This window comes from Bacillus sp. TH22 (assembly GCF_016651015.1).
Taxonomy (GTDB): Bacteria; Bacillota; Bacilli; order Bacillales; family Bacillaceae_G; genus Bacillus_A; species Bacillus_A mycoides.
In genome coordinates this window covers 1,885,361-1,906,983 of record NZ_JAEKER010000001.1, presented here as the reverse complement: position 1 = coordinate 1,906,983, position 21,623 = coordinate 1,885,361, and the positions used below count along the sequence as shown (strand labels likewise).

The window sequence follows — 21,623 nt, the reverse complement described above, 5'->3', positions numbered from 1 at the left end:
AGAGATGCAATCTACTATTAATAGATTGCATCTCTTTTTTAATTTACTCGCTCAGTATACTCATAAGCTTTCTCCCCATGCATCGAAATATCAAGCCCCATTTGTTCTTCATGCTCATCGACGCGAACAGGGAGGAAGAAGTTAATGGCTTTAATGATGGCGTACGTCATTATGATTGTGAATGCATATGTTGCGCCGATTGCTACAAGTTGTTTGAAAAGGAGAGTGGCGTTTCCGTAAAATAATCCGTTAGCGCCATCGCTATTTATAGTAGTAGTAGCAAATAGTCCAGTTGCAATACCACCCCAAGTTCCTCCGATGCCGTGGCATCCAAATGCATCGAGTGTATCGTCGTATCCGAACTTCGTTTTTAAGAAGAAGACAGCGCCAAAGCATAATATACCGCCAATTGCTCCGATAAGAAGAGCGGAGAAAGGTGTAACGAATCCGCAAGCCGGCGTAATTGCGACTAAACCAGAAACAACCCCACAAGCAGCTCCCATCGCAGTCGGCTTCGATTGGAAGAACCATTCAGAAAGCATCCAAGTTAGAGCTGAGGCAGCGGCGGCTATATTTGTATTAATAAATGCAGTTAAAGCTACGTCATTTAAAGATAATGCACTACCGACGTTAAAACCGAACCAGCCGAACCAGAGTAAGCCTGCGCCTAACATTGTAAATGGTAAATGATGAGGAGAGGTGCCGCTTATGTTTTTTCGTTTTCCTAGGAAAATAGCTAATACAAGACCGGCAACACCAGATGTGATATGAACGACATTACCACCAGCAAAGTCTAACGCGCCGAGTTCTCTCAGCCATCCGCCAACGCCCCATACCCAATGAGCGACAGGATTGTAAACAATTGTTGTCCAAAGAAGGATAAAAATAAGAAAGGCAGAAAATCGCATTCTTTCGGCGAATGCCCCTGAAATTAAAGCGGGAGTTAAAATAGCGAACATGAGTTGGAACATCATAAATAAATTGTGAGGAATAGTAGATGAGTAGTCTGGGTTTGGTGCGTAGGTAACTCCGTTTAGACCGAACCAATCGAGATTGCCGATAAGTCCGTGCCAATCTGGCCCGAATGATAAAGAATAACCGATAACAATCCATTGAATCGAAACGATAGCCATTGCGCTATAACTGTGCATTGTCGTGCTGAGTACGTTTTTACTGCGAACCATACCCCCATAAAAAAGTGCCAATCCTGGTGTCATCAACATGACCATTACTGTCGTTACAAAAATAAAAACTGTATCTCCCGTATTCATTCTCTCTCCTCCTATGATGTTAGAAAAAATAACATCTATATGTTATGTTTCATATCATATTCGAAATAAAAAGAAAAATCAACTAAAAATTCAGAAAACTTTTTAGATGATGTTAGAAAACCTAACATGATGTATTTTTGGGGGATAAAATCAACGTATGCGATTTGCTCTAAAAATTGGTATAATATTCTTACAATTGGAAGTTTGGGGGATGCGTGTGAAAAAAATATGGACTAAGGAACTATTCATTTGTTTTTGTTTAGCTGTTATTTTGTTTGTACCAGTACATACTTTTGCGGAAGAAAAAAGGGAATGGCGAGATGAAGTTATATATTCCATTATGATTGATCGCTTTAATAACGGAGAATCGAAAAATGACAAACAGTTAGACGTTGGTAATTTAGAAGGGTATCAGGGCGGAGATATACGTGGGATTATAAAAAGATTGGACTACATAAAAGAAATGGGATTTACTACTATTATGCTTTCGCCGCTTTTTGAAAGTGAAAAGTATGACGGATTAAGCGTTCGAAATTTTCAAAAAGTAAATGAACATTTCGGAACAGAAAATGATGTGAAAGAACTTGTAAATGAGGCTCACAAAAAAGGAATGAAAGTTGTCTTTCAATTTCCGTATGAAGAAAATGAACAACAATTAATAGACTCGATGAAATGGTGGATAAAAGAAGTCGATTTAGACGGAAGTTATGTGATACATAGTGAAAAAAAGCCGCGTGCTTTTTGGGATGAAGTGCAAAAGGATTTGCAGAAGGTAAAGAAAGATTTTCACATTATGACAAAGGAAGATAATGAGTACTATAAAAAAATAGTAGAGTCATTTTCAAAAGCAGATATGTCTGTGAAACCTTTATATGATGTGAGTGGAAAAGAAGAGGAATTCGCTACGTTTTTAGATAATCAAGAAACAAAGCGATTTGCACGTATTGCAAAAGAAAATATGTATTACCCGCCGTCTCGTTTAAAACTAGCGATCACTTACTTATTAACATCCCCGGGGATACCGAATTTTTATTACGGAACTGAAATCGCATTAGATGGGGGAGATGCTCCAGATAATAGACGATTAATGGATTTCAAATCTGATGAAAAGTTTATGCAGCACATAACGAAGCTAGGTGAACTTAGACAAACGAGACCATCTTTACGACGTGGTACGTTTGAACTTCTATATGATAAAGATGGAATGAGTATACTAAAAAGAAAGTATAAAGATGAAGTAACACTAGTAGCGATTAATAATACGAAAAAAACGCAAAAGGTTTCCTTACCTGTAAGTGCAATTGGTGAAAAACAAGAGTTAAGAGGATTGTTAGAAGACGAAATTATAAGAGAAGAAAACGGAAAGTTTTATCTTGTTTTAAAGCGCGAAGAGTCGAATGTGTATAAAGTTAGCGAAGAAACAGGTGTGAATTGGTTGTTTATCTCCTTAATAGTCGGTGTGAACGTATTATTTATTGCTTTTTTAATTGCGGTTAAAAAGAAAAGATCCTCTGTATAGATAGAGGATCTTTTTTTCTTAGCGGTAGTTAATGAATTGTACGTCGATTGGTAAGTCGACGCTGCGAACGGCTGCGATTACTGCTTGTAAGTCATCACGGCTTTTCGCTGTTACGCGTACTTGGTCATCTTGTACTTGCGTTTTTACTTTTAATTTCATTTCTTTAATGATGTTGTTAATTTTTTTCGCGTTATCTTTATCGATACCTTGTTGCAGAGTTGCACGTTGGCGAACAGTATTACCAGATGCAGTTTCAACTTTTCCGTAGTCCAAGTTTTTAATTGGAACGTTACGTTTTACAAGTTTAGAAATTAGAACGTCTTTTACTTGGTCTAATTTGAACTCGTCCTCAGAAGTTAAAACAAGTACTTCTTTTTCTAATTTAATATCACTTTTACTACCTTTAAAGTCATATCGGTTTTGGATTTCCTTTAATGCGATGTTAATTGCGTTTGTTACTTCAGGTAATTCTACTTTCGAAACGATGTCAAAAGAACTCTCTTTTGCCATAGTTAGCACCTCCAAATAAATTTCTATCTTTTCATGCACCTAAATAGGCTATGTAATATACATATTAAAGTATAGCGGAAAATACATCGATTAGATAGAGTGTTGCAACTTAAGTGTTTTGACGGATCATCCGTAGGGGAATATAGTCCTATAGATACAGTCTTTATTTAATTATAGTGAATTTTGGGCAGTTGGACAAATAAAGGAAAAATCGTGTTATAATTAACTTTTGTTTGGAATGATAAAAAAGATAACTTTATATATATAGAAGGGAATTAAAAAATATGTATTTGCAATTAGGATCGATTGAACAGGTAACTGTTTTACGCGAAACGGAAATCGGATATATGGTTGGAAACGAAGAGGAAGAAATCTTCCTACATAAAAACGAATTAGCTGGAGAAATTGCAGAAGGCGATACGATTGATGTATTCTTATACCTTGATCACCAAAATCGTATTTCAGCAACAATGAAGGAACCAATTATTACAACACATGATTGGAATTGGGTAAAGGTTGTAGAAGTTATTCCTAGTTTAGGTGTGTTTGTTGATATTGGCGTATCAAAAGATATACTAATTCCACTTGATGAGTTTCCAATTTATATGCCAGTATGGCCTCAGGAAGGCGACGAATTATATTGTACGTTAAAATTAACGAATCGTGATCGTTTAATTGCTCTTCCGGCAAGAGACAGTGATATGCAAGAAATTATCGTAGATGCAACGCCATCTATGCGTAATAAAAACGTAAATGGACGTGTGTATCGCTCACTTCAAGTTGGTTCATTCATACTAACTGACGAGCATTTCCGTGCTTTCTTACACCATACAGAAAGAAAAGAACAAGTCCGCATCGGTGAGCGCGTAACAGGTCGTATTATTGACGTGAAAGACGACGGTACAATTAACATTTCACTTCTTCCTCGTAAAGAAGAAGGAATGGAAGATGATGCAGCAGTACTTTATGCATATATGGAAGAACGAGGCGGAGCAATGCCGTTTTGGGATAAGAGCAACCCAGAAGACATTAAAGAACGTTTCAATATGAGTAAGGCTGCATTTAAGCGCGCACTTGGTAAACTGATGAAAGAAGAAAAGATTTACCAAGAAGAAGGTTGGACTTACTTTAAGAAATAAGATAAATGAAAAAGAACTATTTTTTCTCTTAATTTTTAAGAGAAGAGATAATTCTTTTTTTTATTATAAAGTACATAAAAAGTAAATAAGGTGTAATAAAATTCACAAAATCTGAAGATATACAAACGACTAGAATATGTTATGGTTTTTATTATAACAAGAAAGAAGAGTATTTCGAATAAAAAGAATATTAAAATGAGTTTTTGGGCTTTTAGTTAACAAAGTTTCGAAAATAAACACTTTATAAAGGTTTCCTTTAAATATGATTATTGTGTTTCGAGGGTTTTCTTATAAATCTTAGTTATATATTTTACAAAATCAATGATGGGATAGTGTATGAGCGAGCGGTGCTGTGTAAAATGAACTCCTGATTTTTCCATTTTCGAAATGATTTGTTCAATTTCCAACTCTTTTTGTTGTATCTTATTATAATTTTGATATACAATGTTTTTCCATTGATAGGAAGAACCATGAAAATAACTCTCTCCTTTTACCCTGTGATTAAATATTATTTCTATTTTTTCTCTACGTTGTCTTTCCTTCATATACGATTCCGTTGACTGCATGGTTATCGCCTCTTTCCTTTGTATTGTATACTGTTTCCGAAAATTCGGTCTAACTCATCATAGCCAATGTACAGTGATTTTGTTGGGGATTGTCGTTTAAGGCTATCTTATCAACTGTATATGTTTTGCAATTTCTTAATCTAATATCTTATATCTAAATAAATTGTTAGTGTGTATAAAACGCCATTAATCTTTTAAGTTTTTGCTACCAATAACAAAATTAGAAAGTAGCGAAAACGGATGAAAGATAAATTGTTTATCAATCTTTATTATAAAACGATTCTTTATGGATATGCACCTTTTTATACTCACCGAGATTTACAATATGACGAGTATCTTCATCCATGAATGTTATCCTCTATTTGCTGAGGATCGTTTTTTTATTTAGGCTAAGCAACATATCGTATGCCTCAGAACCCTTTTTATAAAAAAGGACAATATATGTAACGGTTTCCCTTTTGATATGAAAAAAATCATATAGAAATAAAGTGTTCTTAAAGTGGTTTGTTAAAAATTTGTTGTATTTGACTTAAAAAAAGGAAAGTAATATTTATTTGTAGAAAATTTTTAAGGATACAAATGAATGTAAAAATAGAATGACTATCTACGATAAAAAAGGGGGCACTTATAGATGCTAACAAATGATTTAGATTTCCGATTAGAACCAAGTTTAAAAGAACTGTATGAGCAACATAAAATAAGAGCGCAGAAGATAGACTGGGGTTATCATGAGTTTTTACCATGGGATAAGGGAATGGACTTTAAAAGAGTTCCTTGGGATGAAAGTCAAGTTACTCTTCCTTCTGGTGTAATTACGGCCATTGAAACAGCTTTATTAACAGAAGTGAATTTACCATGGTTTACAACGTATTTATCGGCGACCTTTAAAGGATCCCTTTCTGTTATTACAGACTTTATTCATACTTGGACCTCAGAAGAGGATCAACATTCGAATTTATTGGAGACATATTTACTACTTACTCGAAGTGTGAACCCTAAACGAATACATGAATTAAGAAAGTCAGTCGTTGAGGGTGGATTTGAGCCTGATTTTCATACACCAATCGAAGCCATGACGTATACGACGCTACAAGAACTTGCAACGATGGTGTTTTACAATAATGTAGCTAAGGTTGCAAGTAAGCACGATCCAGATCTTGCTACATTATTACGCCGTCTTGCAAAAGATGAAACTCTTCATTATGCGTTTTATCGAGACGTCATTCGAACGCATTTGGAATTGGAACCTAATTATTGCTATCATATTGCCAATGTAATTATGAATTTTAAAATGCCAGGTGCTGTCATGCCTGATTTTGAAAATAGAATGGCTGTGATTGCAAAAGAAGCTAACTATGGACCACTACAATATTTTGATCAAGTACTTGATGTAGTGGTTGATTATTGGGGGTTAAAAGATTTAAGGCCAATTGCACCTCTAGCTGAAAAAGCAAGAATTGAGATTTTGGAGTACCACACAAGATTGAAAAAAATACGGGATCGATTTGGTCGTTTTCAAGGGAAAACTGATCTACGTTAATTAGTAGAGGTTTCAGAATATACGCGGGAAAATCCCTCTTCTTTTTATTCGAAATCCGACACGCTCCCTATAAATTTGGTGCTGTTTTTACTAAATTTTATTTTTGAAGAAAAAGGGATTGACACTAAAAATAAATTTATGATATTATTAAATATTTGATAAAAAATCACATATATGTTAAGCTTAACAAGGTTACCATATATGGAGGTGGATTATATGTTTCAAATTGGCGATAACATTGTTTATCCAATGCACGGAGCAGGTATAATTGAAGCCATAGAAGAAAAAGAATTCTCAGGGAAAAAACAACAGTATTATGTTATAAAAATGTCAATCAGTAATATGCAAGTCATGATTCCTATGGGTAAAATATTGAGTTCGAGTATACGCCCAGTTACTGATATACTTGCATTAAAACACATTATACACATTTTTCAGCATGGAGAATCAGATAGATTATTGCCGTGGAAACAAAGGTATAAAGTGAACACGGACAAAATAAAAACGGGTGAAATACAAGAAGGTGCTGAAGTTGTACGTGATTTAATGCGTATGAAGAAAGAAAAGGCACTTAATACAAGCGAAAAAAAAATGTTGGATAACGCACATGAATTTTTGATTAGTGAACTAGGATTAATTAAAGGAATCACTGAAAATCAAATAAAAAGTTTCTGTTAAGATTCATTATAGATAATGTATTATATCCCCTGAAAATATCCTGAATTTTTCGGGAATCTGATTATTATTAAAATTAAATCATTTCAAAGACATTCAACTTCTTCAACTCACTTTTAGAGTAGGAACCTCTTTTGTTATTACTTCAATCTAATCCATTTTTATTTTTAAATTTCTTTTACGAACGTTCGAAGTTTCATCAAATAACTCGATTAAATAGTAACTTGATTTTTGCAATCCTGATTCACACTGGCACGGACAAGGAGCCGTAAGGATGAAAGAGAGGTAGGGCTTTCATTGTTTTAGGTAATATACTATCTAAGTCATTATTTCTAGAAGAAAAAACAATCAATCTCACCGCTATCTTTAAGAATTTCTTACATCTACTGATACAGTGAATAGTAATTGTTTATCTTCTTTACGTAAAATTGATAAGCAAACTGGTAACACTATATGGTCAACTACAAAAAATGGTTTCCGGACCAGGAAACCATTTTTAATTTCATTTACATAACAATAATAAATTAAGCAGTAAGAAGGAGTGCACACATGAAAAAAATGTTAACAAAAGAATTAAGTAATGAATTAAAGAAGCGGGAAGGGGTTATTTCTATTACAGTTGAGCCTTATGAAAAAATCGAAGTTGGTGGAATTCGTGTAGATGGACCAGCTGTTATTCTAATTAATCAAGAATAGTTGAATGCACGAAGAAAAGGATCAGCCTTTAAAAGAAGGGAGGATCCTTTTTGTTTGCTGCAGCTAATATGGGATATACATAACTTTTATCTGATGTGTTGGGGTTAAAAGGAAGGAGAGGGTCGGGATTATCATGGTGGAAAGCTTAATATTGGTAGGATTTCTTTTTACGTTATATAAATTAGTTGATAAAAAAACAAACTAATTATTTAAAACGAGATATTGTTTCCTTTTTAAGGGCGAGATTTATTTGATAGTGAAATGGATAGTGTAAAGGAGGAATTTAGATGGATGCAAGGAAAGAACGCATAAAATACGAGAAGATGTCAAAGAACTATGAACGTATTTATTTAGTTTCGTTTCTCCTATTAATTGTACTTGTTTGTAGTAGTGTAATTATCATAGGAGCTACAGGGGGAACATATGGAGTGTTTTTGTTGTTAGCAATTTTACTTAACGCACGTATTACTAAAGAATCTCAAAAAAAGTATGAGCAGTATTCTAATAAAGGGCGTATTTAAAATGATACATATCTTGAAAGGAACAACCTGGATGTACATGCAAAGTATCCCGATATCATCACCTATTAACTAGTAAAAGTGACCTTATATAAATAATTTTTTAGCAATTTAGGAATAGAAAACGCACCTTATTAAAATGTTAGTTTCGTTTTTATAATGAATTATCCTTCTAGTATAGTTATAAGATTTACATCATATATTAAGAGAAAAAATGTAAGTTAGAAAGGAGTCCTATAGAATGAGTTATTTAGAGGCAAATGACTTTAGTGAACAAAATATGGTAAGTGTACCTAATCCCTAAGTATATTAGACATTACAATCGGTAATTGGTAAACATGTGGTTATTGAAACTGTAAGAGGTAATGTAAGAGGAAAGTTAAAGAATGTGAACCGGATCATTTGCTCATTGAAGCTAAGGTGCCGCATATTGTACGTATTCAACAAATTGTATGGATTATGCCAAAACAATGATCAAATTACATCTAGTTTGATTTATAACCGATTGGCGTCATAGACGCCCAAATAAAAATACAGGGTTTTATCTCTGTGTTTCCTCAAATTTTCGTTTTTGAATATATGCTTGAGCATGAATGATTTCTTCCTGAAGTGCTTCTAATTCTTCCGTAGATCCTGATTCAATCCTCATATAAGTAGTAACTAAACTAATCATCATATCCATCTTCTCTACTATATTTTGAATGACCTGTTCAGATTGCTCTTTTTTAGGGTGTTGTATTGCTATTAATACATTTTCCATATAATTGTTCTTTCTTTGCTGGATATCATAAATAAACTGTTTTGTGTTTGAGTTCATTTGTTGTTCCTCCTTTTGGATATATTTCCATTCTATCATATTTGAATAGAAAATATTGGATTCCCCTAAATTCACACCTGTCTCGTATATCTCCACAAATATACAAACTAATTCCTTAACGTACAGGCAATAAATTGAAATTCGTCAATTTTATGTCTAAATGTACAGTTTTCTTTTTTTGGTATGGTGCCTCCTAATAGCTTCAGTTGAATTTTGTATGCTTTTAGTTACAAGAGATTAAGAAAGAATGGATGAGATATTGAAACGGAGGTACGGAAGTGCAAGATAATGTACTGGAACAATTAATAAACCGTCTTTCCGTATTATCTCCCGAAAAAGAACGTGAAATATTAGCGACGGATTTAAATGATATATATGAGAGTAGTCAAAGGTTTGAAAAGTTGCTTGAGAGTATGGTGAACTTTCAGCAAAATAAAGACGACTTAATAGATATATTAATTGAAGTAGAGATAGAACTAGATCACATCAATTGGCATTATAAAAGTCTGAAGAAAAAGCTGAAAGTATTAATGAAAGAATAAAAGAAGTAGGCTGCTCAAGCAGCCTACTTCTTTATGTTGTTAATTTTTGTCGGTAAATCGATATATTTTAAACAATGCTTATATAATCTCATTTACCATCATGTATACTGTTGAAAAAGTTTGCACTCTTGTTTTTTAGTTCTCTTTCCCAAAAAGATGAGAAAATGTATCTTTTAAGTCACTATCATTTATTTTAATATCCGCCTTTTTTAATTCATCTTGTAATAATTTTTGACCGAAGGAAGGATCGGCAAGACGTTCTTCTTCTAAGTCTTTACGTATAGGGTCTTTCACTTTATCGTAAGGTTGTAAATCTTTTTTATCAGTTAGTTTAATAATGTGATAGCCGTTTGGTGATTTTACGGGATTGCTAATTTGGCCGGGCTTTAATTTGTAGGCAGCTTTTTCAAATTCAGGTGTCATTTTTCCTGCCCCGAAGTATCCGAGGTCTCCGCCATTATCTTTTGATGCTAAATCTTGAGATTCTTGTTTTGCTAATTCTTCAAATGAAGTGCCGGTATCTAATTTCTTCTTTATCTCTTTCGCTTCATTTTCGTTACTTACTAAAATGTGACTAGCTTTAATTTCTGGTTTATAGTGGTCTTTCACATCTTTTTCTGTAACGCTTTGTTTAATCGCTTCATTCAATGCAAGTTTGAATTTAATTTGATTTTTGAAATCTTCTTCATCTTTTAAACGATTATTTTCTAGTGTTGCTTTGAATTGTTCTCCGTATTGATCTTTTGCTTTTTCTACTTCTTTATCTACTGCATCATCAGATACTTTATATTTTTTAGTAATAACATCTTGTGCTACCATTTCGTATAGCGTGTCTTTTCCGTATCGATCTTTCAATTGTTTTTCGAAATCGCTCTTCGTAATGGTTGAGTTTGTTGTTGTAGCGATTGTGGCCGAGTCATTTTTTTGTCCGCAAGCAGATAGCATTAATATACTTATTAGTGCAGTGATAATGAATGTACTTTTTCCTTTCATGCTAACACCTCATCCGAATATGTTATCGCTATTGTAGAATATAGAAGTGAACATGAAGTGAATTTTTAATGTTTTTTCCTGTGAAATGTAAAAAAAGTACATCAACATTAACGTTGATGTACGATGTAATCAAAGGTGATCGGTTTTCTTAGAATATGCACGTTTTCCTTGCTGAATATTTTTTTGCTCTTGTTCATTTTTTTGAGTGCGCTTTGCATTATTGTCGTGTGCTTTTTTGTCGTTATCGCTAGTATGTGGCATATGTATCAACTCCATTTCTAAACGTTGTATGTTTATCATTTCCTTTTTCGTAAAGACTATGTATAGCGGTGCATTCATGAATACTAAAGGTGGATTAGAAATGGATTTGAAGCTGAATTATACTGAACTTATTAAGAAGTTAGTCGTTGTAATTATTGCGGGTTTATTAAATGCGATTGGGATGAATTTATTTTTAACACCAGCGAAAGTGTATGCGAGTGGTTTTGCTGGATTGTCTCAATTATTGTCACAAATATTAGGTGACTTTTTATCTATTCATATATCTACGGGGGTATTGTTTAGTTTGTTTAATATTCCTGTCGTTATTTTAGCGTGGAAAAAGGTTGGGAAGGCCTTTACATTTTTTAGTTTTCTTTGCGTTGTATTTATGACTTTGTTTTTAGAAATTATCCCAGTTAGAGCGGTTTCGCACGATATTATATTGAATGCGATTTTTGGTGGTATTATTTCAGCGATTGGGGTAGGGGTTGCTTTAAAGTGGGGGGCTTCTACAGGTGGCCTAGATATTATTGCCATGATTTTATCAAAAATAAAAGATAAGCCTGTCGGTACGTATTTTTTCTTCTTTAATGCACTTATCATTATCGCCGCTGGCTATGTGTATGGATGGGAAAAGGCATTATATACTTTAGTCACTTTGTATGTATCAACGAGAATTATTGATGCGATTCATACCCGTCATGTGAAGATTACGGCATTAATTGTTACAAAGAACGGGGCAGATGTGCGAAAAGCGATTCACTCTCGCTTAGTGAGAGGGATTACAACTATACCAGCAACAGGTGCTTATACAAATGAAAATAAAGAAATGTTAATGATTGTTATTACTCGTTACGAGTTGTATGAATTAGAGAGGGTTATTAAACAAGTGGACCCAGGTGCATTTACAAATATACTGCAAACGGTCGGTGTGTTTGGATTGTTTAGAAAAGATTAAAGAGGACCAAAGCTGGTCCTCCTTTTTTAATGCGAATTCGTAATGTTTTGCAATTGCTCCTGCATTTCACGTAGCTGAACTTTTTCAGCAGTTGAAGAGTTTGCATAAGCAGAGTGCAAAGAGTTTTTTGCTCTATAAACGAGTTCCTGTTGTTCAGCGCCACTTGAACAAGAAACGGCACTTGAAACAGCGTCTCTAGCTTGTTGGAATAGTAAGTTCCCCATTTAAACCCCTCCAAATGAAGAGTTACTTCTCGCTTTTTCTGCCTCAGCTAATGTACCTCTGTACGGGAATCTTGCATCATGCTTCATAACAGCATCGGCTCCTTGCTGGATAAAACGTTTTGATTTGTTCTTTTTACCCATTCGAAAAACCCCCTTTATTTAGCTGAAAACAATTGACGCGCTGACTTTTGCGTCTAATAATAGTATGAGCGTTTAGCGAGAAACTATAAGCAGGGAATTTTTAGATTACAATCCAAGAACCTCTTCTAAATATAGAGCGATACCATCTTCTTCATTCGTTAATGTCGTATGATTTGCAAGTGATTTTAATTCAGGAATCGCATTACCCATTGCGATTCCATGACCAGCAAATTCGATCATTTCAAAGTCGTTATCCTCATCACCAAAAGCGATAATTCGCTCTTTAGGAATGTTATAATGGCCTGAAATTTTTTGTAATCCGACAGCTTTATTTAATCCGCTTTTTACAATTTCAATAATTGGCCAAGGTGCACCCCATTTTCTATGGTCGATGACTTCAGCATGCATATCTGTTAAATGTTGGCGAATTGCAGCAGAATGCTCGTCATGTGCATCGATTAATAAGCAAGTTGGATGGTCGTTTAAAATATTTAATAAATCTCCTGTGAAAATCTTTGGAGAACCGAATTCAAAAATATGTTTTTTATCTTCATCAATTTCACGGACATACACATCATCGATGACTTCAGCATAGACATTTTTCACGCCGAAATCAAAGCAAGCTCGGACGATTTCTTGCGCTGTTGAAAGTTCAAGAGGAGAGTGATGTGTTCCCCAACTTGAATCAAGAGGGTGATGCACGTAAGCTCCATTAAAGTTTACGATTGGTGTGTTAAGGCTAAGTTCTTTATAATAATCGTAACTAGCGCGGAATGGACGCCCTGTTGAAATAACGACAATATGTCCTTGTTCTTTTGCTTTTGCAATTGTGTTTTTCGTTCTTGGAGAAATTATTTTGTTGTCTGTTAATAAAGTTCCGTCTAAGTCTAATGCGATTAAATGTTGTTTGTTCATAATTTCACCTCTTATAATAAATTTTTTGATTCTATCTGTATTTCCGTTTTTAATATGCAGAAATAAGAGGTTAGACTGGGTGAAACTACTGTAGATGAAAGTTTCACTATATATCCATCTTACGTCGCGAAGCGCTGTGGTGTCTACTATTTCTCGTTGGAAATTAGGGAAAGTCAATATCTTTTTAGAAAGTTCAAACAATGTTTCTTTCATTATGTACAATTTGTGAAAAGGGTTACATTGTTTGAATGATGCGACTTATAATGAACATGTAATCTTCTCGTATATGTTTGACTCTCCTTTGAAACTGGCCTAAAGTAGGTTGGTTTCTTTTTTTTCAACAAATATGCCAATAATTCCTGCTTAAGCTTGTGTAATTATATATATGTACATGGGTAAACCGTAGTACTTGTTTCCTAAACATGACAGAAAAGCTTTCTTTTAAAATGGATATACTAATGAGGCAAGACGTCATGGAAGGAGAATGGAAATGGGACAAAATCGCAGGTTTCGTTCAGGGCAAAAGGCGCCAAATGATGGCATTTACGTAGAAATTGGTGAAACGGGAAGTATGGTGAAAAATCCGCAAATGGTACAATTAACTGCCGGTGAAAAGTTTCCAGAGAACGCAAATCATAACCGTCAGTGGACATATAAAAGAAAACCGTAACAGAAGCCGCAATCGTTATTGCGGCTTTTTTGATTAGGAAAATGAATGTTACTTTTTTCTTTTTCCAATAATAAGTTTGAAAATACATAAGCAAAATTATTGTATAAAAAAGTCAGTTGGCGTATAATCAAATCAAAGGTCAAAGAAAGTCAAACATTTGGAGGACTGTAAAGATGGACTTAAATCAAATGACAACGAAAACACAGGAAGCGATTATGAGTGCTCAATCTTTAGCGGTATCTCATCATCATCAAGAAGTAGATACTGTTCATCTATTGCTTACGTTATTAGAGCAGCAAGACGGATTAACGGTACGTATTTTTCAAAAAATGAATGTCGATATAGAAGCGTTAAAAACAGATGTAGAAAGTTTAATTAAGAAAAAGCCTTCTGTAACTGGAAGCGGGGCAGAGGCAGGGAAATTATATGTAACAGGTGCTTTGCAACAACTGCTTGTAAGAGCAGGAAAAGAAGCGGAGAAATTGCAAGATGACTACATTTCAATCGAACATGTATTGCTTGCTTTTTCTGAAGAAAAAGGCGATATAAATCAATTATTCGCAAAATTTTATATTACGAAAGATAACTTATTACAGTCTTTAATGACAGTTCGGGGGAATCAAAGAGTGACTAGTCAAAATCCAGAAGCAACTTATGAAGCGTTAGAAAAATATGGCCGTGATTTAGTGGCTGAAGTAAGAGCGGGGAAAATTGATCCTGTAATTGGCAGAGATAGTGAAATTCGCCGCGTGATCCGCATTCTTTCACGCAAAACGAAAAATAACCCCGTTTTAATCGGAGAGCCAGGTGTTGGTAAAACAGCAATCGTTGAAGGATTAGCGCAGCGTATTGTGAAAAAAGATGTCCCAGAAGGATTAAAAGATAGAACAATTTTCGCTTTAGATATGAGTGCACTTGTGGCCGGAGCAAAATTCCGCGGTGAGTTTGAAGAACGTCTGCAAGCTGTATTAAATGAAATTAAAAAGAGTGAAGGTCGCATTTTATTATTCATTGATGAACTTCATACAATCGTCGGCGCTGGTAAAACAGAAGGAGCGATGGATGCGGGAAATATGTTAAAACCGATGTTAGCGCGTGGTGAACTGCATTGTATCGGGGCAACGACATTAGATGAATACCGTAAATATATTGAGAAAGATCCAGCGTTAGAAAGACGTTTCCAACAAGTGTTAGCAGAAGAGCCAACTGTTGAGGATACAATTTCCATTTTGCGTGGTTTAAAAGAGCGTTTTGAAATTTATCACGGTGTAAATATTCATGACCGCGCGATTGTAGCAGCATCTGTTTTATCAGATCGATACATTTCGGATCGCTTCTTACCTGATAAAGCGATTGATCTAGTTGATGAAGCTTGTGCAACAATTCGAACAGAAATTGATTCTATGCCAACAGAACTAGATGAAGTAACGCGCCGCATTATGCAGCTGGAAATTGAAGAAGCTGCTCTTGGGAAAGAAAAGGACTTAGGTAGTCAAGAGCGCCTAAAAACATTGCAACGTGAATTATCGGATTTAAAAGAAGTTGCAAGTAGTATGAGAGCGAAATGGGAGAAAGAAAAAGAAGACATTCATAAAGTGCGTGACTTACGTGAGCATTTAGAGCGCTTGCGCCGTGAGTTAGAAGAAGCAGAAGGAAATTACGATTTAAATAAAGCAGCTGAGCTTCGCCACGGGAAAATTCCAGCTATCGAAAAAGAGTTAAAAGAAGCGGAAGAGATGGGTGCACATAATAAACAAGAGAATCGCTTATTACGCGAGGAAGTAAGTGAAGAAGAAATTGCAGACATTGTTTCAAGGTGGACTGGTATTCCTGTCGCAAAACTCGTTGAAGGTGAACGTGAGAAATTATTACGTCTTGAACAAATTTTATCAGAGCGTGTTATCGGTCAAGAGGAAGCGGTAAGCCTTGTATCAGACGCAGTACTTCGTGCTCGCGCTGGCATTAAAGATCCGAATCGTCCAATTGGTTCATTTATTTTCTTAGGCCCTACAGGTGTTGGTAAAACTGAGCTTGCAAAAACGTTAGCGCAAACATTATTTGACAGTGAAGAGCAAATGATTCGTATCGATATGTCTGAGTATATGGAGAAACACGCAGTGTCACGCTTAATTGGAGCGCCTCCTGGATATGTTGGATATGAAGAAGGTGGACAATTAACAGAAGCAGTAAGACGTAAACCATATTCTGTTATTTTGTTAGATGAAATCGAAAAAGCACATCCAGAAGTATTCAACATTTTATTACAAATGTTAGACGATGGCCGCATTACAGATTCACAAGGACGTACAGTAGACTTTAAAAATACGGTTATTATTATGACTTCAAATATTGGATCTGCTCACTTATTAGAAGGGCTAGAAGAAGATGGTTCTATTAAAGAAGAGTCAAGAGAACTTGTAATGGGACAATTAAGAGGACATTTCCGACCAGAATTCTTAAACCGTGTCGATGAAATTATTTTATTCAAACCTCTGACAAGGAATGAAATTAAAGGTATTGTTGATAAGATTGTACAAGAATTACAAGGGCGTTTAGCAGATCGCCACATATCATTAGAATTGACGGAATCTGCAAAAGAATTTGTTGTAGAAGCTGGATTCGATCCGATGTACGGAGCTCGTCCGTTAAAACGATACGTACAGCGTCAAGTTGAGACGAAATTAGCGAGAGAATTAATTGCAGGAGCGATTACTGACAATAGTCACGTAGTGGTTGATGTAGAAAATAACGAATTAGTCGTGCGTGTGAAGTAAAAAAAGAGTTCGGATAAAATCCGGACTCTTTTTTTAGTGTTGTTCTACTGGCTCGTTTGGAATCGCAGCTGCAATCGCTAATACTAATACCGCAAGAACAACTGAGAAAATAGACGCTTGGTTAAAATCGTATGTACCGCCAGTCATAGAGCCGATTACATAGCTCATCATATGTACAAGTGCGAACGACCAAATTAATGCCCAAATGAAACGCATATTTTACACCTCTATTCGTTCAATCTGTCCTTATTGTAACACAATTGAAAAAAGAATATAGAAAAATATTTGTAGATTTTTCAACGCAAATTTGCATTCTGTTCATACATTATAAAAGAGTACTTTTATACGTTTAGAAAATAAGGCGGGGGAAAAATGAGTATTACGGAACGTTTTTTTTACTTAGAAAAAGAACCATGTGTAATTTATTTACCGGAAAAGCCAAATGGATTTTCTGTTATGCTCCTAGGAGATTATAACTATTTTATTGAGAATGGTACAAGTTTATGGACACAGCATGCAGGGAGAGCTTATTTTTTACAGGGCCTTATTGAAAAAGGTTATACGGTCTTTTCATCTAACTTATACGGAAGGCATTGGGGGAACGATCGAGCTGTTCGTCTTGCAAAACGTTTGTATGATGTCGTTCTAAGAAAAGAGACATTGAATGCGAAAATGCACATTATGGCAGATGGTATGGGAGCGCTTGTAGCACTGGAGATGATGAACAAATACCCTGAATGTATACGTTCTGTCGTTATGTTAAATCCGTGTTTAGATTTACCAGAATATGTGGATTTTGAGAAAGAGCATAAGTTTTTTTACAAAAGATTAGTGAAGGAATTAAGTTTGGCGTATGATTCCAAAGAAGAAGAATTAGAATCAAAAATAAATAAGAAATCATTTGCGCTTCTGCCATCTTGTGTACCTGTTAAAGTTTTTGTCTCAACACAGGAAAAAAGAGGAAGAAAACAATTGTTACGTAAATACGAGAAAATGAGGCAATTCAATCAATGCGATACTTCTGTTTTATTCCATCTGCAAGATGTGAAATATAAAATGGTTAGACAAACGACTGATTTCTTTAAAAAATATGAAGAAGAATTGTGAAGCTCCCATATACATAAATGAGGAGCTATTTGTTTCAAGGGGAAAGGGTTGGTGGTATGAAACGCGTGCTGATTATAGGTGCACTTACGTTTGTAGGTTATCACCTTGTGAATAAAATGATTGCAGAAGAAGTAGAAGTATATGGTCTTGATTTTGATGAATTTGATAGTATGACAAAAATTAATGAAGAGAAATTATTGTTGATTGGGCGGAATGCGTTATTTACGTACTATTCTATAAGGGATGAAGACGGATGGCGATCGGTAGAGGAAGAGAGTTTCGATACAGTTTATTTTTGCTTGTATGAGCCGAATCAGCAAAGTGGATTTCGGAATGAAAGGGTCATATTACAATATTTAAAACGAATCGTAAGGATGTGTGAAAAAAATAAAGTAAAGTTAAATCTAATTTCTTCTATTGAAATAGGAAGCACTGAAGAATCCGAAAACAAACATCTATTTTCGAAAGTGGAAGAAGGGTTGAAAAAAGGAGAATTACAATATAGTGCATATCGAGTTCCTACATTATATGGGCCATGGCAACCGTCGTTTATGATGTATCATCAGCTTATTTTATCAGAACTTGATGAAAAAGAGTGCCGTTGTATAAATGGAGAAAAAGGAAGTGATTTACTTTACGTTGAAGATGTATGTGAATATTTATGGGAAAATGGAATGAATGTGAAACACCTCGGTATATATAATTTACTTAGTGGAAAAGAAGAGTTATGGGAAAAGGGTATGAGTCTTTTACATGCAGATGATAAAGTAAATAACAAAAATGTGGAAGTAAGAGATGAAGCTGTAGAGGTTATTTCTATTCAAAAAAATACACCAGTAGAATTCGGTTTAAATAAACAATTGGCACATATGAAAAAATATAAAGAGTTATACGAAGGATAGCATGCGTGTTACACTATTGTATGGATAATTGATTGAAAAGCTTTAATGGAGAGGAAGAGATTACATGAACGAAAAAAGTATGCAATTTTTACAAATCGCAATGAAGCATTTACCAGAAGCAAAGGCAATTTTAGATTCTAATGGAATTGCACTTGATATGGAGAAAGCACAGCCGGTGTTAGAGCTATTGATGAAAGTAATGGGCGAAGCATATGAGCTTGGGAAAGCAGATAAAGAATAAAACCAAACCCTTCTTTTTTTGATGGAAGAGAGGCTCGAACCGTGGATAGAAGCGGTTGGGGCCTTTTTTTGTTTCGAGTGGAGTGAAACCTGGGGGATGATGAGGCTAAAGGGGAAGGTTATGAGGAGAAGGTCTTAGTTTTGAAGGGAAAGCAGATAAAGAATAAAACCAAACCCTTCTTTTTTGATGGGAGAGAGGCTCGAGCTGTGGATAGAAGCGGAAAGGGCTTTTTTTGTTTCGAGCGGAGTAAGGTCAAAAGTATTGGGAAGTTTATCTTTTGAAAGGATAGGGATTTTTCTGTTTCTTTTAATGAAAAATAAAGTTAGTAATACGCTGTCTTATTTTTTTAGCTGAAATATATTCTAGACAAAAGTACATTTATGTTTTAAAATTAGTACCAAGTCATAATAATTGATATAAAACGGAGGGCTGCGATGTGAACGTGGGCATTTTAGGGATCGGAAGATATGTGCCAGAAAAAGTAGTCACAAATCACGATTTAGAGAAAATCGTAGATACATCTGATGAATGGATTCGTACGAGAACGGGAATTGCAGAAAGACGCATTGCCGATGATACAATAGATACTTCATATATGGCGGTAGAGGCTTCTAAAAAAGCACTTGAAGATGCCGGGATTAGCGGAGAGGATATCGATCTTATTTTAGTGGCAACAGTAACGCCAGATCGCGCATTCCCAGCAGTAGCTTGTGTAATCCAAGAAGCAATTGGCGCAAAACACGCAGCCGCAATGGATTTAAGTGCAGCATGTGCTGGCTTTATGTACGGAATGATTACAGCACAGCAATTTATTCAAACGGGAACTTATAAAAATGTATTAGTAGTTGGTAGTGACAAACTATCTAAAATTGTAGACTGGAACGATCGAAATACAGCCGTACTATTTGGGGACGGAGCAGGTGCTATCGTAATGGGAGCTGTTTCGGAAGGGAAAGGTGTACTTTCCTTTGAATTAGGAGCGGACGGAAGTGGCGGTAAGCATCTTTATCAAGACGAGTATGTTATGATGAACGGCAGAGAAGTCTTTAAATTTGCTGTTCGCCAACTTGGTGATTCCTGTCTTCGCGTGTTAGAAAAAGCAGGACTTACGAAAGAGGATGTGGACTTCTTAGTACCACATCAAGCGAATATTCGTATTATGGAATCTGCAAGAGAAAGATTAAATTTACCGAAAGAAAAAATGAGTATGACAATTGAAAAGTTCGGTAATACATCGGCTTCTTCAATTCCAATTGCAATGGTAGAGGAATTGCAAAATGGACGTATTCAAGATGGTGATTTAATTATACTAGTCGGTTTTGGCGGCGGGTTAACATGGGGAGCAGTAGCTCTTCGTTGGGGTAAATAAGGACTGAGAGAAAAAAAGGAGTGTATTTTGTATGGAAAAAAAGAGGGTCGTAATTACAGGGCTAGGAGCTGTTACACCGATCGGAACAGATGTTGAAACAGCTTGGGAAAACATTAAAAACGGTGTATCCGGAATCGGACGACTTACAAGAATAGATTCAGAACAAATTCCTGCAAAAGTAGCAGCAGAAATTAACGACTTTGAAGTCGAAAAATATATAGATAAAAAAGAAGCGCGCCGTATGGACCGCTTTACGCAATATGCAGTAGCAGCAGCGAAAATGGCAGTTGCGGATGCGAAGCTTGAAATTACAGAAGAAAATGCACCACGCATTGGTGTATGGGTTGGTTCTGGTATTGGTGGTATGGAAACATACGAAGAACAATTTAAGATTTTTACTGAAAAAGGTCCGCGCCGCGTGAGCCCATTCTTCGTACCAATGATGATTCCAGATATGGCAGCAGGTCAAGTGTCAATCGCTACAGGAGCGAAAGGAATTAATACTTGCTCTGTAACAGCTTGTGCATCTGGAGCAAACTCAATTGGTGATGCGTTTAAAGTAATCCAGCGCGGTGATGCTGATGCGATGATAACAGGCGGAGCAGAAGCGCCATTAACAAGTATGGCATTCGCTGGGTTTAGCTCAGCGAAAGCATTAACATTCAATGAAGATCCAGCAACGGCTTGCCGCCCATTCGATAAAAATCGTAGCGGTTTCGTAATGGGTGAAGGATCAGGAATTCTTATTCTTGAAGAATTAGAGCACGCATTAGCACGTGGTGCTCACATTTATGCAGAAATTGCTGGTTATGGTGCAACTGGTGATGCGTTCCATATTACAATGCCTGCTCCTGGCGGTGAAGGCGGAGTTCGTGCGATGCGTCAAGCTTTAGCTGATGCAGGTCTAGAGCCAAAAGATATTGATTACATTAATGCACATGGTACAAGTACAGATGCAAATGAAAAGTATGAAACGATGGCAATTAAAGAAACTTTCGGTGAGCATGCATATAAAGTAGCGATTAGCTCAACGAAATCAATGACAGGTCATTTATTAGGAGCAGCTGGTGCTGTTGAAGCGATCTTCTCTATTAAATCAATTACAGACGGAGTAATTCCTCCGACGATTAACTATGAAACACCAGATCCAGAATGTGATTTAGATTACGTACCAAATACAGCGAGGCATCAAGAAGTGCGAGCTGTATTAAGTAATTCATTAGGATTCGGTGGTCATAACGCAGTATTAGTATTTAAAGCATATAAATAATATGT

General features: G+C 35.6%; 25 protein-coding genes and 1 pseudogene. 16 read left to right on the top strand and 10 right to left on the bottom strand.

Features of this window, described 5'->3' with window-relative positions:
* Nucleotides 1–38 precede the first annotated feature (38 nt).
* Nucleotides 39–1,271, bottom strand: a complete 1,233-nt coding sequence (locus JFU18_RS09670) for an ammonium transporter (RefSeq protein ID WP_201034849.1) — start codon at nt 1,269–1,271, stop codon at nt 39–41.
* Between the two features lie 157 nt (nt 1,272–1,428).
* Here JFU18_RS09670 and JFU18_RS09665 point away from each other — a divergent pair, with 157 nt between their 5' ends.
* Nucleotides 1,429–2,790, top strand: a complete 1,362-nt coding sequence (locus JFU18_RS09665) for an alpha-amylase family glycosyl hydrolase (RefSeq protein WP_002087002.1) — start codon at nt 1,429–1,431, stop codon at nt 2,788–2,790.
* Between the two features lie 18 nt (nt 2,791–2,808).
* Here JFU18_RS09665 and JFU18_RS09660 read toward each other — a convergent pair whose 3' ends face one another.
* Entirely contained in the window at nt 2,809–3,300 is a 492-nt protein-coding gene (locus JFU18_RS09660) for a YajQ family cyclic di-GMP-binding protein (protein ID WP_002011241.1), read from the bottom strand.
* Between the two features lie 284 nt (nt 3,301–3,584).
* Between JFU18_RS09660 and JFU18_RS09655 the strand changes: the two genes are divergently transcribed.
* Nucleotides 3,585–4,439 carry a CvfB family protein gene (locus JFU18_RS09655; RefSeq protein ID WP_002011240.1) on the top strand — a complete coding sequence of 285 codons (855 nt, stop codon included), beginning with the start codon at nt 3,585–3,587 and terminating at the stop codon, nt 4,437–4,439.
* Nucleotides 4,440–4,705: 266 nt separating this feature from the next.
* Here JFU18_RS09655 and JFU18_RS09650 read toward each other — a convergent pair whose 3' ends face one another.
* Nucleotides 4,706–5,005 carry a hypothetical protein gene (locus JFU18_RS09650; protein WP_201034850.1) on the bottom strand — a complete coding sequence of 100 codons (300 nt, stop codon included), beginning with the start codon at nt 5,003–5,005 and terminating at the stop codon, nt 4,706–4,708.
* A gap of 631 nt (nt 5,006–5,636) precedes the next feature.
* On the opposite strand from JFU18_RS09650, the gene JFU18_RS09645 reads away from it, so the two are divergent.
* The 5 genes and pseudogenes from JFU18_RS09645 (at nt 5,637) to JFU18_RS09625 (ending at nt 8,908) form a co-directional block, all read left to right on the top strand.
* Nucleotides 5,637–6,545, top strand: a complete 909-nt coding sequence (locus JFU18_RS09645) for an acyl-ACP desaturase (RefSeq protein ID WP_085309723.1) — start codon at nt 5,637–5,639, stop codon at nt 6,543–6,545.
* Between the two features lie 216 nt (nt 6,546–6,761).
* Entirely contained in the window at nt 6,762–7,223 is a 462-nt protein-coding gene (locus JFU18_RS09640) for a CarD family transcriptional regulator (protein WP_002107156.1), read from the top strand.
* A 546-nt stretch (nt 7,224–7,769) separates the two neighbouring features.
* Entirely contained in the window at nt 7,770–7,916 is a 147-nt protein-coding gene (locus JFU18_RS09635; RefSeq protein WP_000738549.1) for a BC1881 family protein, read from the top strand.
* Nucleotides 7,917–8,203: 287 nt separating this feature from the next.
* Nucleotides 8,204–8,437 (top strand): hypothetical protein, encoded by a 234-nt coding sequence (locus tag JFU18_RS09630; RefSeq protein ID WP_085309725.1) that lies wholly within the window; start codon nt 8,204–8,206, stop codon nt 8,435–8,437.
* 238 nt (nt 8,438–8,675) lie between these two features.
* Nucleotides 8,676–8,908 (top strand): annotated as a pseudogene (locus tag JFU18_RS09625) (DUF2642 domain-containing protein).
* A 67-nt stretch (nt 8,909–8,975) separates the two neighbouring features.
* Here the strand turns inward: JFU18_RS09625 and JFU18_RS09620 are convergent.
* Nucleotides 8,976–9,251 carry a hypothetical protein gene (locus tag JFU18_RS09620; RefSeq protein WP_002166150.1) on the bottom strand — a complete coding sequence of 92 codons (276 nt, stop codon included), beginning with the start codon at nt 9,249–9,251 and terminating at the stop codon, nt 8,976–8,978.
* Nucleotides 9,252–9,529: 278 nt separating this feature from the next.
* Between JFU18_RS09620 and JFU18_RS09615 the strand changes: the two genes are divergently transcribed.
* Nucleotides 9,530–9,793, top strand: a complete 264-nt coding sequence (locus JFU18_RS09615) for a hypothetical protein (protein ID WP_201034851.1) — start codon at nt 9,530–9,532, stop codon at nt 9,791–9,793.
* A 135-nt stretch (nt 9,794–9,928) separates the two neighbouring features.
* Here the strand turns inward: JFU18_RS09615 and prsA are convergent, their stop codons facing one another.
* Nucleotides 9,929–10,786: a peptidylprolyl isomerase PrsA gene (gene prsA, locus JFU18_RS09610; RefSeq protein ID WP_201034852.1), complete on the bottom strand. Its 858-nt coding sequence runs from the start codon at nt 10,784–10,786 to the stop codon at nt 9,929–9,931.
* 129 nt (nt 10,787–10,915) lie between these two features.
* Nucleotides 10,916–11,047, bottom strand: a complete 132-nt coding sequence (locus JFU18_RS09605) for a DUF3941 domain-containing protein (RefSeq protein ID WP_098594642.1) — start codon at nt 11,045–11,047, stop codon at nt 10,916–10,918.
* 100 nt (nt 11,048–11,147) lie between these two features.
* Here JFU18_RS09605 and JFU18_RS09600 point away from each other — a divergent pair, with 100 nt between their 5' ends.
* Complete coding sequence (locus JFU18_RS09600) at nt 11,148–12,005, top strand: YitT family protein (protein ID WP_002125914.1); 858 nt, start codon at nt 11,148–11,150, stop codon at nt 12,003–12,005.
* A 26-nt stretch (nt 12,006–12,031) separates the two neighbouring features.
* On the opposite strand, the gene JFU18_RS09595 is transcribed toward JFU18_RS09600, so the two are convergent.
* The 3 genes from JFU18_RS09595 to JFU18_RS09585 all read right to left on the bottom strand — a co-directional run bounded on the left by JFU18_RS09595 (nt 12,032) and on the right by JFU18_RS09585 (nt 13,285).
* Nucleotides 12,032–12,229 carry a DUF3813 domain-containing protein gene (locus JFU18_RS09595; RefSeq protein ID WP_002011309.1) on the bottom strand — a complete coding sequence of 66 codons (198 nt, stop codon included), beginning with the start codon at nt 12,227–12,229 and terminating at the stop codon, nt 12,032–12,034.
* Entirely contained in the window at nt 12,230–12,370 is a 141-nt protein-coding gene (locus tag JFU18_RS09590) for a hypothetical protein (RefSeq protein ID WP_000516816.1), read from the bottom strand.
* Between the two features lie 105 nt (nt 12,371–12,475).
* Nucleotides 12,476–13,285, bottom strand: coding sequence for a Cof-type HAD-IIB family hydrolase (locus JFU18_RS09585; protein ID WP_002030271.1), 810 nt, complete (start codon nt 13,283–13,285; stop codon nt 12,476–12,478).
* A gap of 490 nt (nt 13,286–13,775) precedes the next feature.
* Here JFU18_RS09585 and JFU18_RS09580 point away from each other — a divergent pair, with 490 nt between their 5' ends.
* Together JFU18_RS09580 and clpB are read left to right on the top strand one after the other, a co-directional pair.
* Nucleotides 13,776–13,955, top strand: coding sequence for a YjzC family protein (locus JFU18_RS09580; RefSeq protein WP_002086997.1), 180 nt, complete (start codon nt 13,776–13,778; stop codon nt 13,953–13,955).
* 173 nt (nt 13,956–14,128) lie between these two features.
* On the top strand, nt 14,129–16,729 hold the full coding sequence (gene clpB, locus JFU18_RS09575) for an ATP-dependent chaperone ClpB (protein WP_201034853.1): 2,601 nt from the start codon (nt 14,129–14,131) through the stop codon (nt 16,727–16,729).
* Between the two features lie 33 nt (nt 16,730–16,762).
* Here the strand turns inward: clpB and JFU18_RS09570 are convergent, their stop codons facing one another.
* A complete protein-coding gene (locus JFU18_RS09570) occupies nt 16,763–16,945 on the bottom strand; it encodes a YjzD family protein (protein ID WP_001211111.1) in 183 nt (60 codons plus the stop codon).
* Between the two features lie 156 nt (nt 16,946–17,101).
* On the opposite strand from JFU18_RS09570, the gene JFU18_RS09565 reads away from it, so the two are divergent.
* The 5 genes from JFU18_RS09565 (at nt 17,102) to fabF (ending at nt 21,618) form a co-directional block, all read left to right on the top strand.
* On the top strand, nt 17,102–17,836 hold the full coding sequence (locus tag JFU18_RS09565) for a lipase family protein (protein ID WP_002030268.1): 735 nt from the start codon (nt 17,102–17,104) through the stop codon (nt 17,834–17,836).
* Between the two features lie 29 nt (nt 17,837–17,865).
* A complete protein-coding gene (locus tag JFU18_RS09560) occupies nt 17,866–18,738 on the top strand; it encodes an NAD-dependent epimerase/dehydratase family protein (RefSeq protein WP_002086991.1) in 873 nt (290 codons plus the stop codon).
* 64 nt (nt 18,739–18,802) lie between these two features.
* Nucleotides 18,803–18,979 carry a ComZ family protein gene (locus JFU18_RS09555; protein ID WP_002011319.1) on the top strand — a complete coding sequence of 59 codons (177 nt, stop codon included), beginning with the start codon at nt 18,803–18,805 and terminating at the stop codon, nt 18,977–18,979.
* 436 nt (nt 18,980–19,415) lie between these two features.
* Nucleotides 19,416–20,348, top strand: a complete 933-nt coding sequence (fabH, locus tag JFU18_RS09550; protein WP_001100550.1) for a beta-ketoacyl-ACP synthase III — start codon at nt 19,416–19,418, stop codon at nt 20,346–20,348.
* 31 nt (nt 20,349–20,379) lie between these two features.
* Complete coding sequence (gene fabF, locus JFU18_RS09545; protein WP_002030364.1) at nt 20,380–21,618, top strand: beta-ketoacyl-ACP synthase II; 1,239 nt, start codon at nt 20,380–20,382, stop codon at nt 21,616–21,618.
* Nucleotides 21,619–21,623 lie beyond the last annotated feature (5 nt).

Coding starts and splice junctions, on each gene's coding strand:
- JFU18_RS09565 (WP_002030268.1), top strand. CDS start 17,102: ATGAGTATTACGGAACGTTTTTTTTACTTAGAAAAAGAACCATGTGTA.
- JFU18_RS09630 (WP_085309725.1), top strand. CDS start 8,204: ATGGATGCAAGGAAAGAACGCATAAAATACGAGAAGATGTCAAAGAAC.
- fabF (WP_002030364.1), top strand. CDS start 20,380: ATGGAAAAAAAGAGGGTCGTAATTACAGGGCTAGGAGCTGTTACACCG.
- JFU18_RS09555 (WP_002011319.1), top strand. CDS start 18,803: ATGAACGAAAAAAGTATGCAATTTTTACAAATCGCAATGAAGCATTTA.
- JFU18_RS09620 (WP_002166150.1), bottom strand. CDS start 9,251: ATGAACTCAAACACAAAACAGTTTATTTATGATATCCAGCAAAGAAAG.
- JFU18_RS09600 (WP_002125914.1), top strand. CDS start 11,148: ATGGATTTGAAGCTGAATTATACTGAACTTATTAAGAAGTTAGTCGTT.
- JFU18_RS09570 (WP_001211111.1), bottom strand. CDS start 16,945: ATGCGTTTCATTTGGGCATTAATTTGGTCGTTCGCACTTGTACATATG.
- JFU18_RS09645 (WP_085309723.1), top strand. CDS start 5,637: ATGCTAACAAATGATTTAGATTTCCGATTAGAACCAAGTTTAAAAGAA.
- JFU18_RS09635 (WP_000738549.1), top strand. CDS start 7,770: ATGAAAAAAATGTTAACAAAAGAATTAAGTAATGAATTAAAGAAGCGG.
- JFU18_RS09660 (WP_002011241.1), bottom strand. CDS start 3,300: ATGGCAAAAGAGAGTTCTTTTGACATCGTTTCGAAAGTAGAATTACCT.
- JFU18_RS09665 (WP_002087002.1), top strand. CDS start 1,429: ATGCGATTTGCTCTAAAAATTGGTATAATATTCTTACAATTGGAAGTT.
- JFU18_RS09650 (WP_201034850.1), bottom strand. CDS start 5,005: ATGCAGTCAACGGAATCGTATATGAAGGAAAGACAACGTAGAGAAAAA.
- JFU18_RS09590 (WP_000516816.1), bottom strand. CDS start 12,370: ATGGGTAAAAAGAACAAATCAAAACGTTTTATCCAGCAAGGAGCCGAT.
- JFU18_RS09655 (WP_002011240.1), top strand. CDS start 3,585: ATGTATTTGCAATTAGGATCGATTGAACAGGTAACTGTTTTACGCGAA.
- JFU18_RS09670 (WP_201034849.1), bottom strand. CDS start 1,271: ATGAATACGGGAGATACAGTTTTTATTTTTGTAACGACAGTAATGGTC.
- clpB (WP_201034853.1), top strand. CDS start 14,129: ATGGACTTAAATCAAATGACAACGAAAACACAGGAAGCGATTATGAGT.
- JFU18_RS09580 (WP_002086997.1), top strand. CDS start 13,776: ATGGGACAAAATCGCAGGTTTCGTTCAGGGCAAAAGGCGCCAAATGAT.
- JFU18_RS09605 (WP_098594642.1), bottom strand. CDS start 11,047: ATGCCACATACTAGCGATAACGACAAAAAAGCACACGACAATAATGCA.
- JFU18_RS09585 (WP_002030271.1), bottom strand. CDS start 13,285: ATGAACAAACAACATTTAATCGCATTAGACTTAGACGGAACTTTATTA.
- JFU18_RS09640 (WP_002107156.1), top strand. CDS start 6,762: ATGTTTCAAATTGGCGATAACATTGTTTATCCAATGCACGGAGCAGGT.
- JFU18_RS09595 (WP_002011309.1), bottom strand. CDS start 12,229: ATGGGGAACTTACTATTCCAACAAGCTAGAGACGCTGTTTCAAGTGCC.
- prsA (WP_201034852.1), bottom strand. CDS start 10,786: ATGAAAGGAAAAAGTACATTCATTATCACTGCACTAATAAGTATATTA.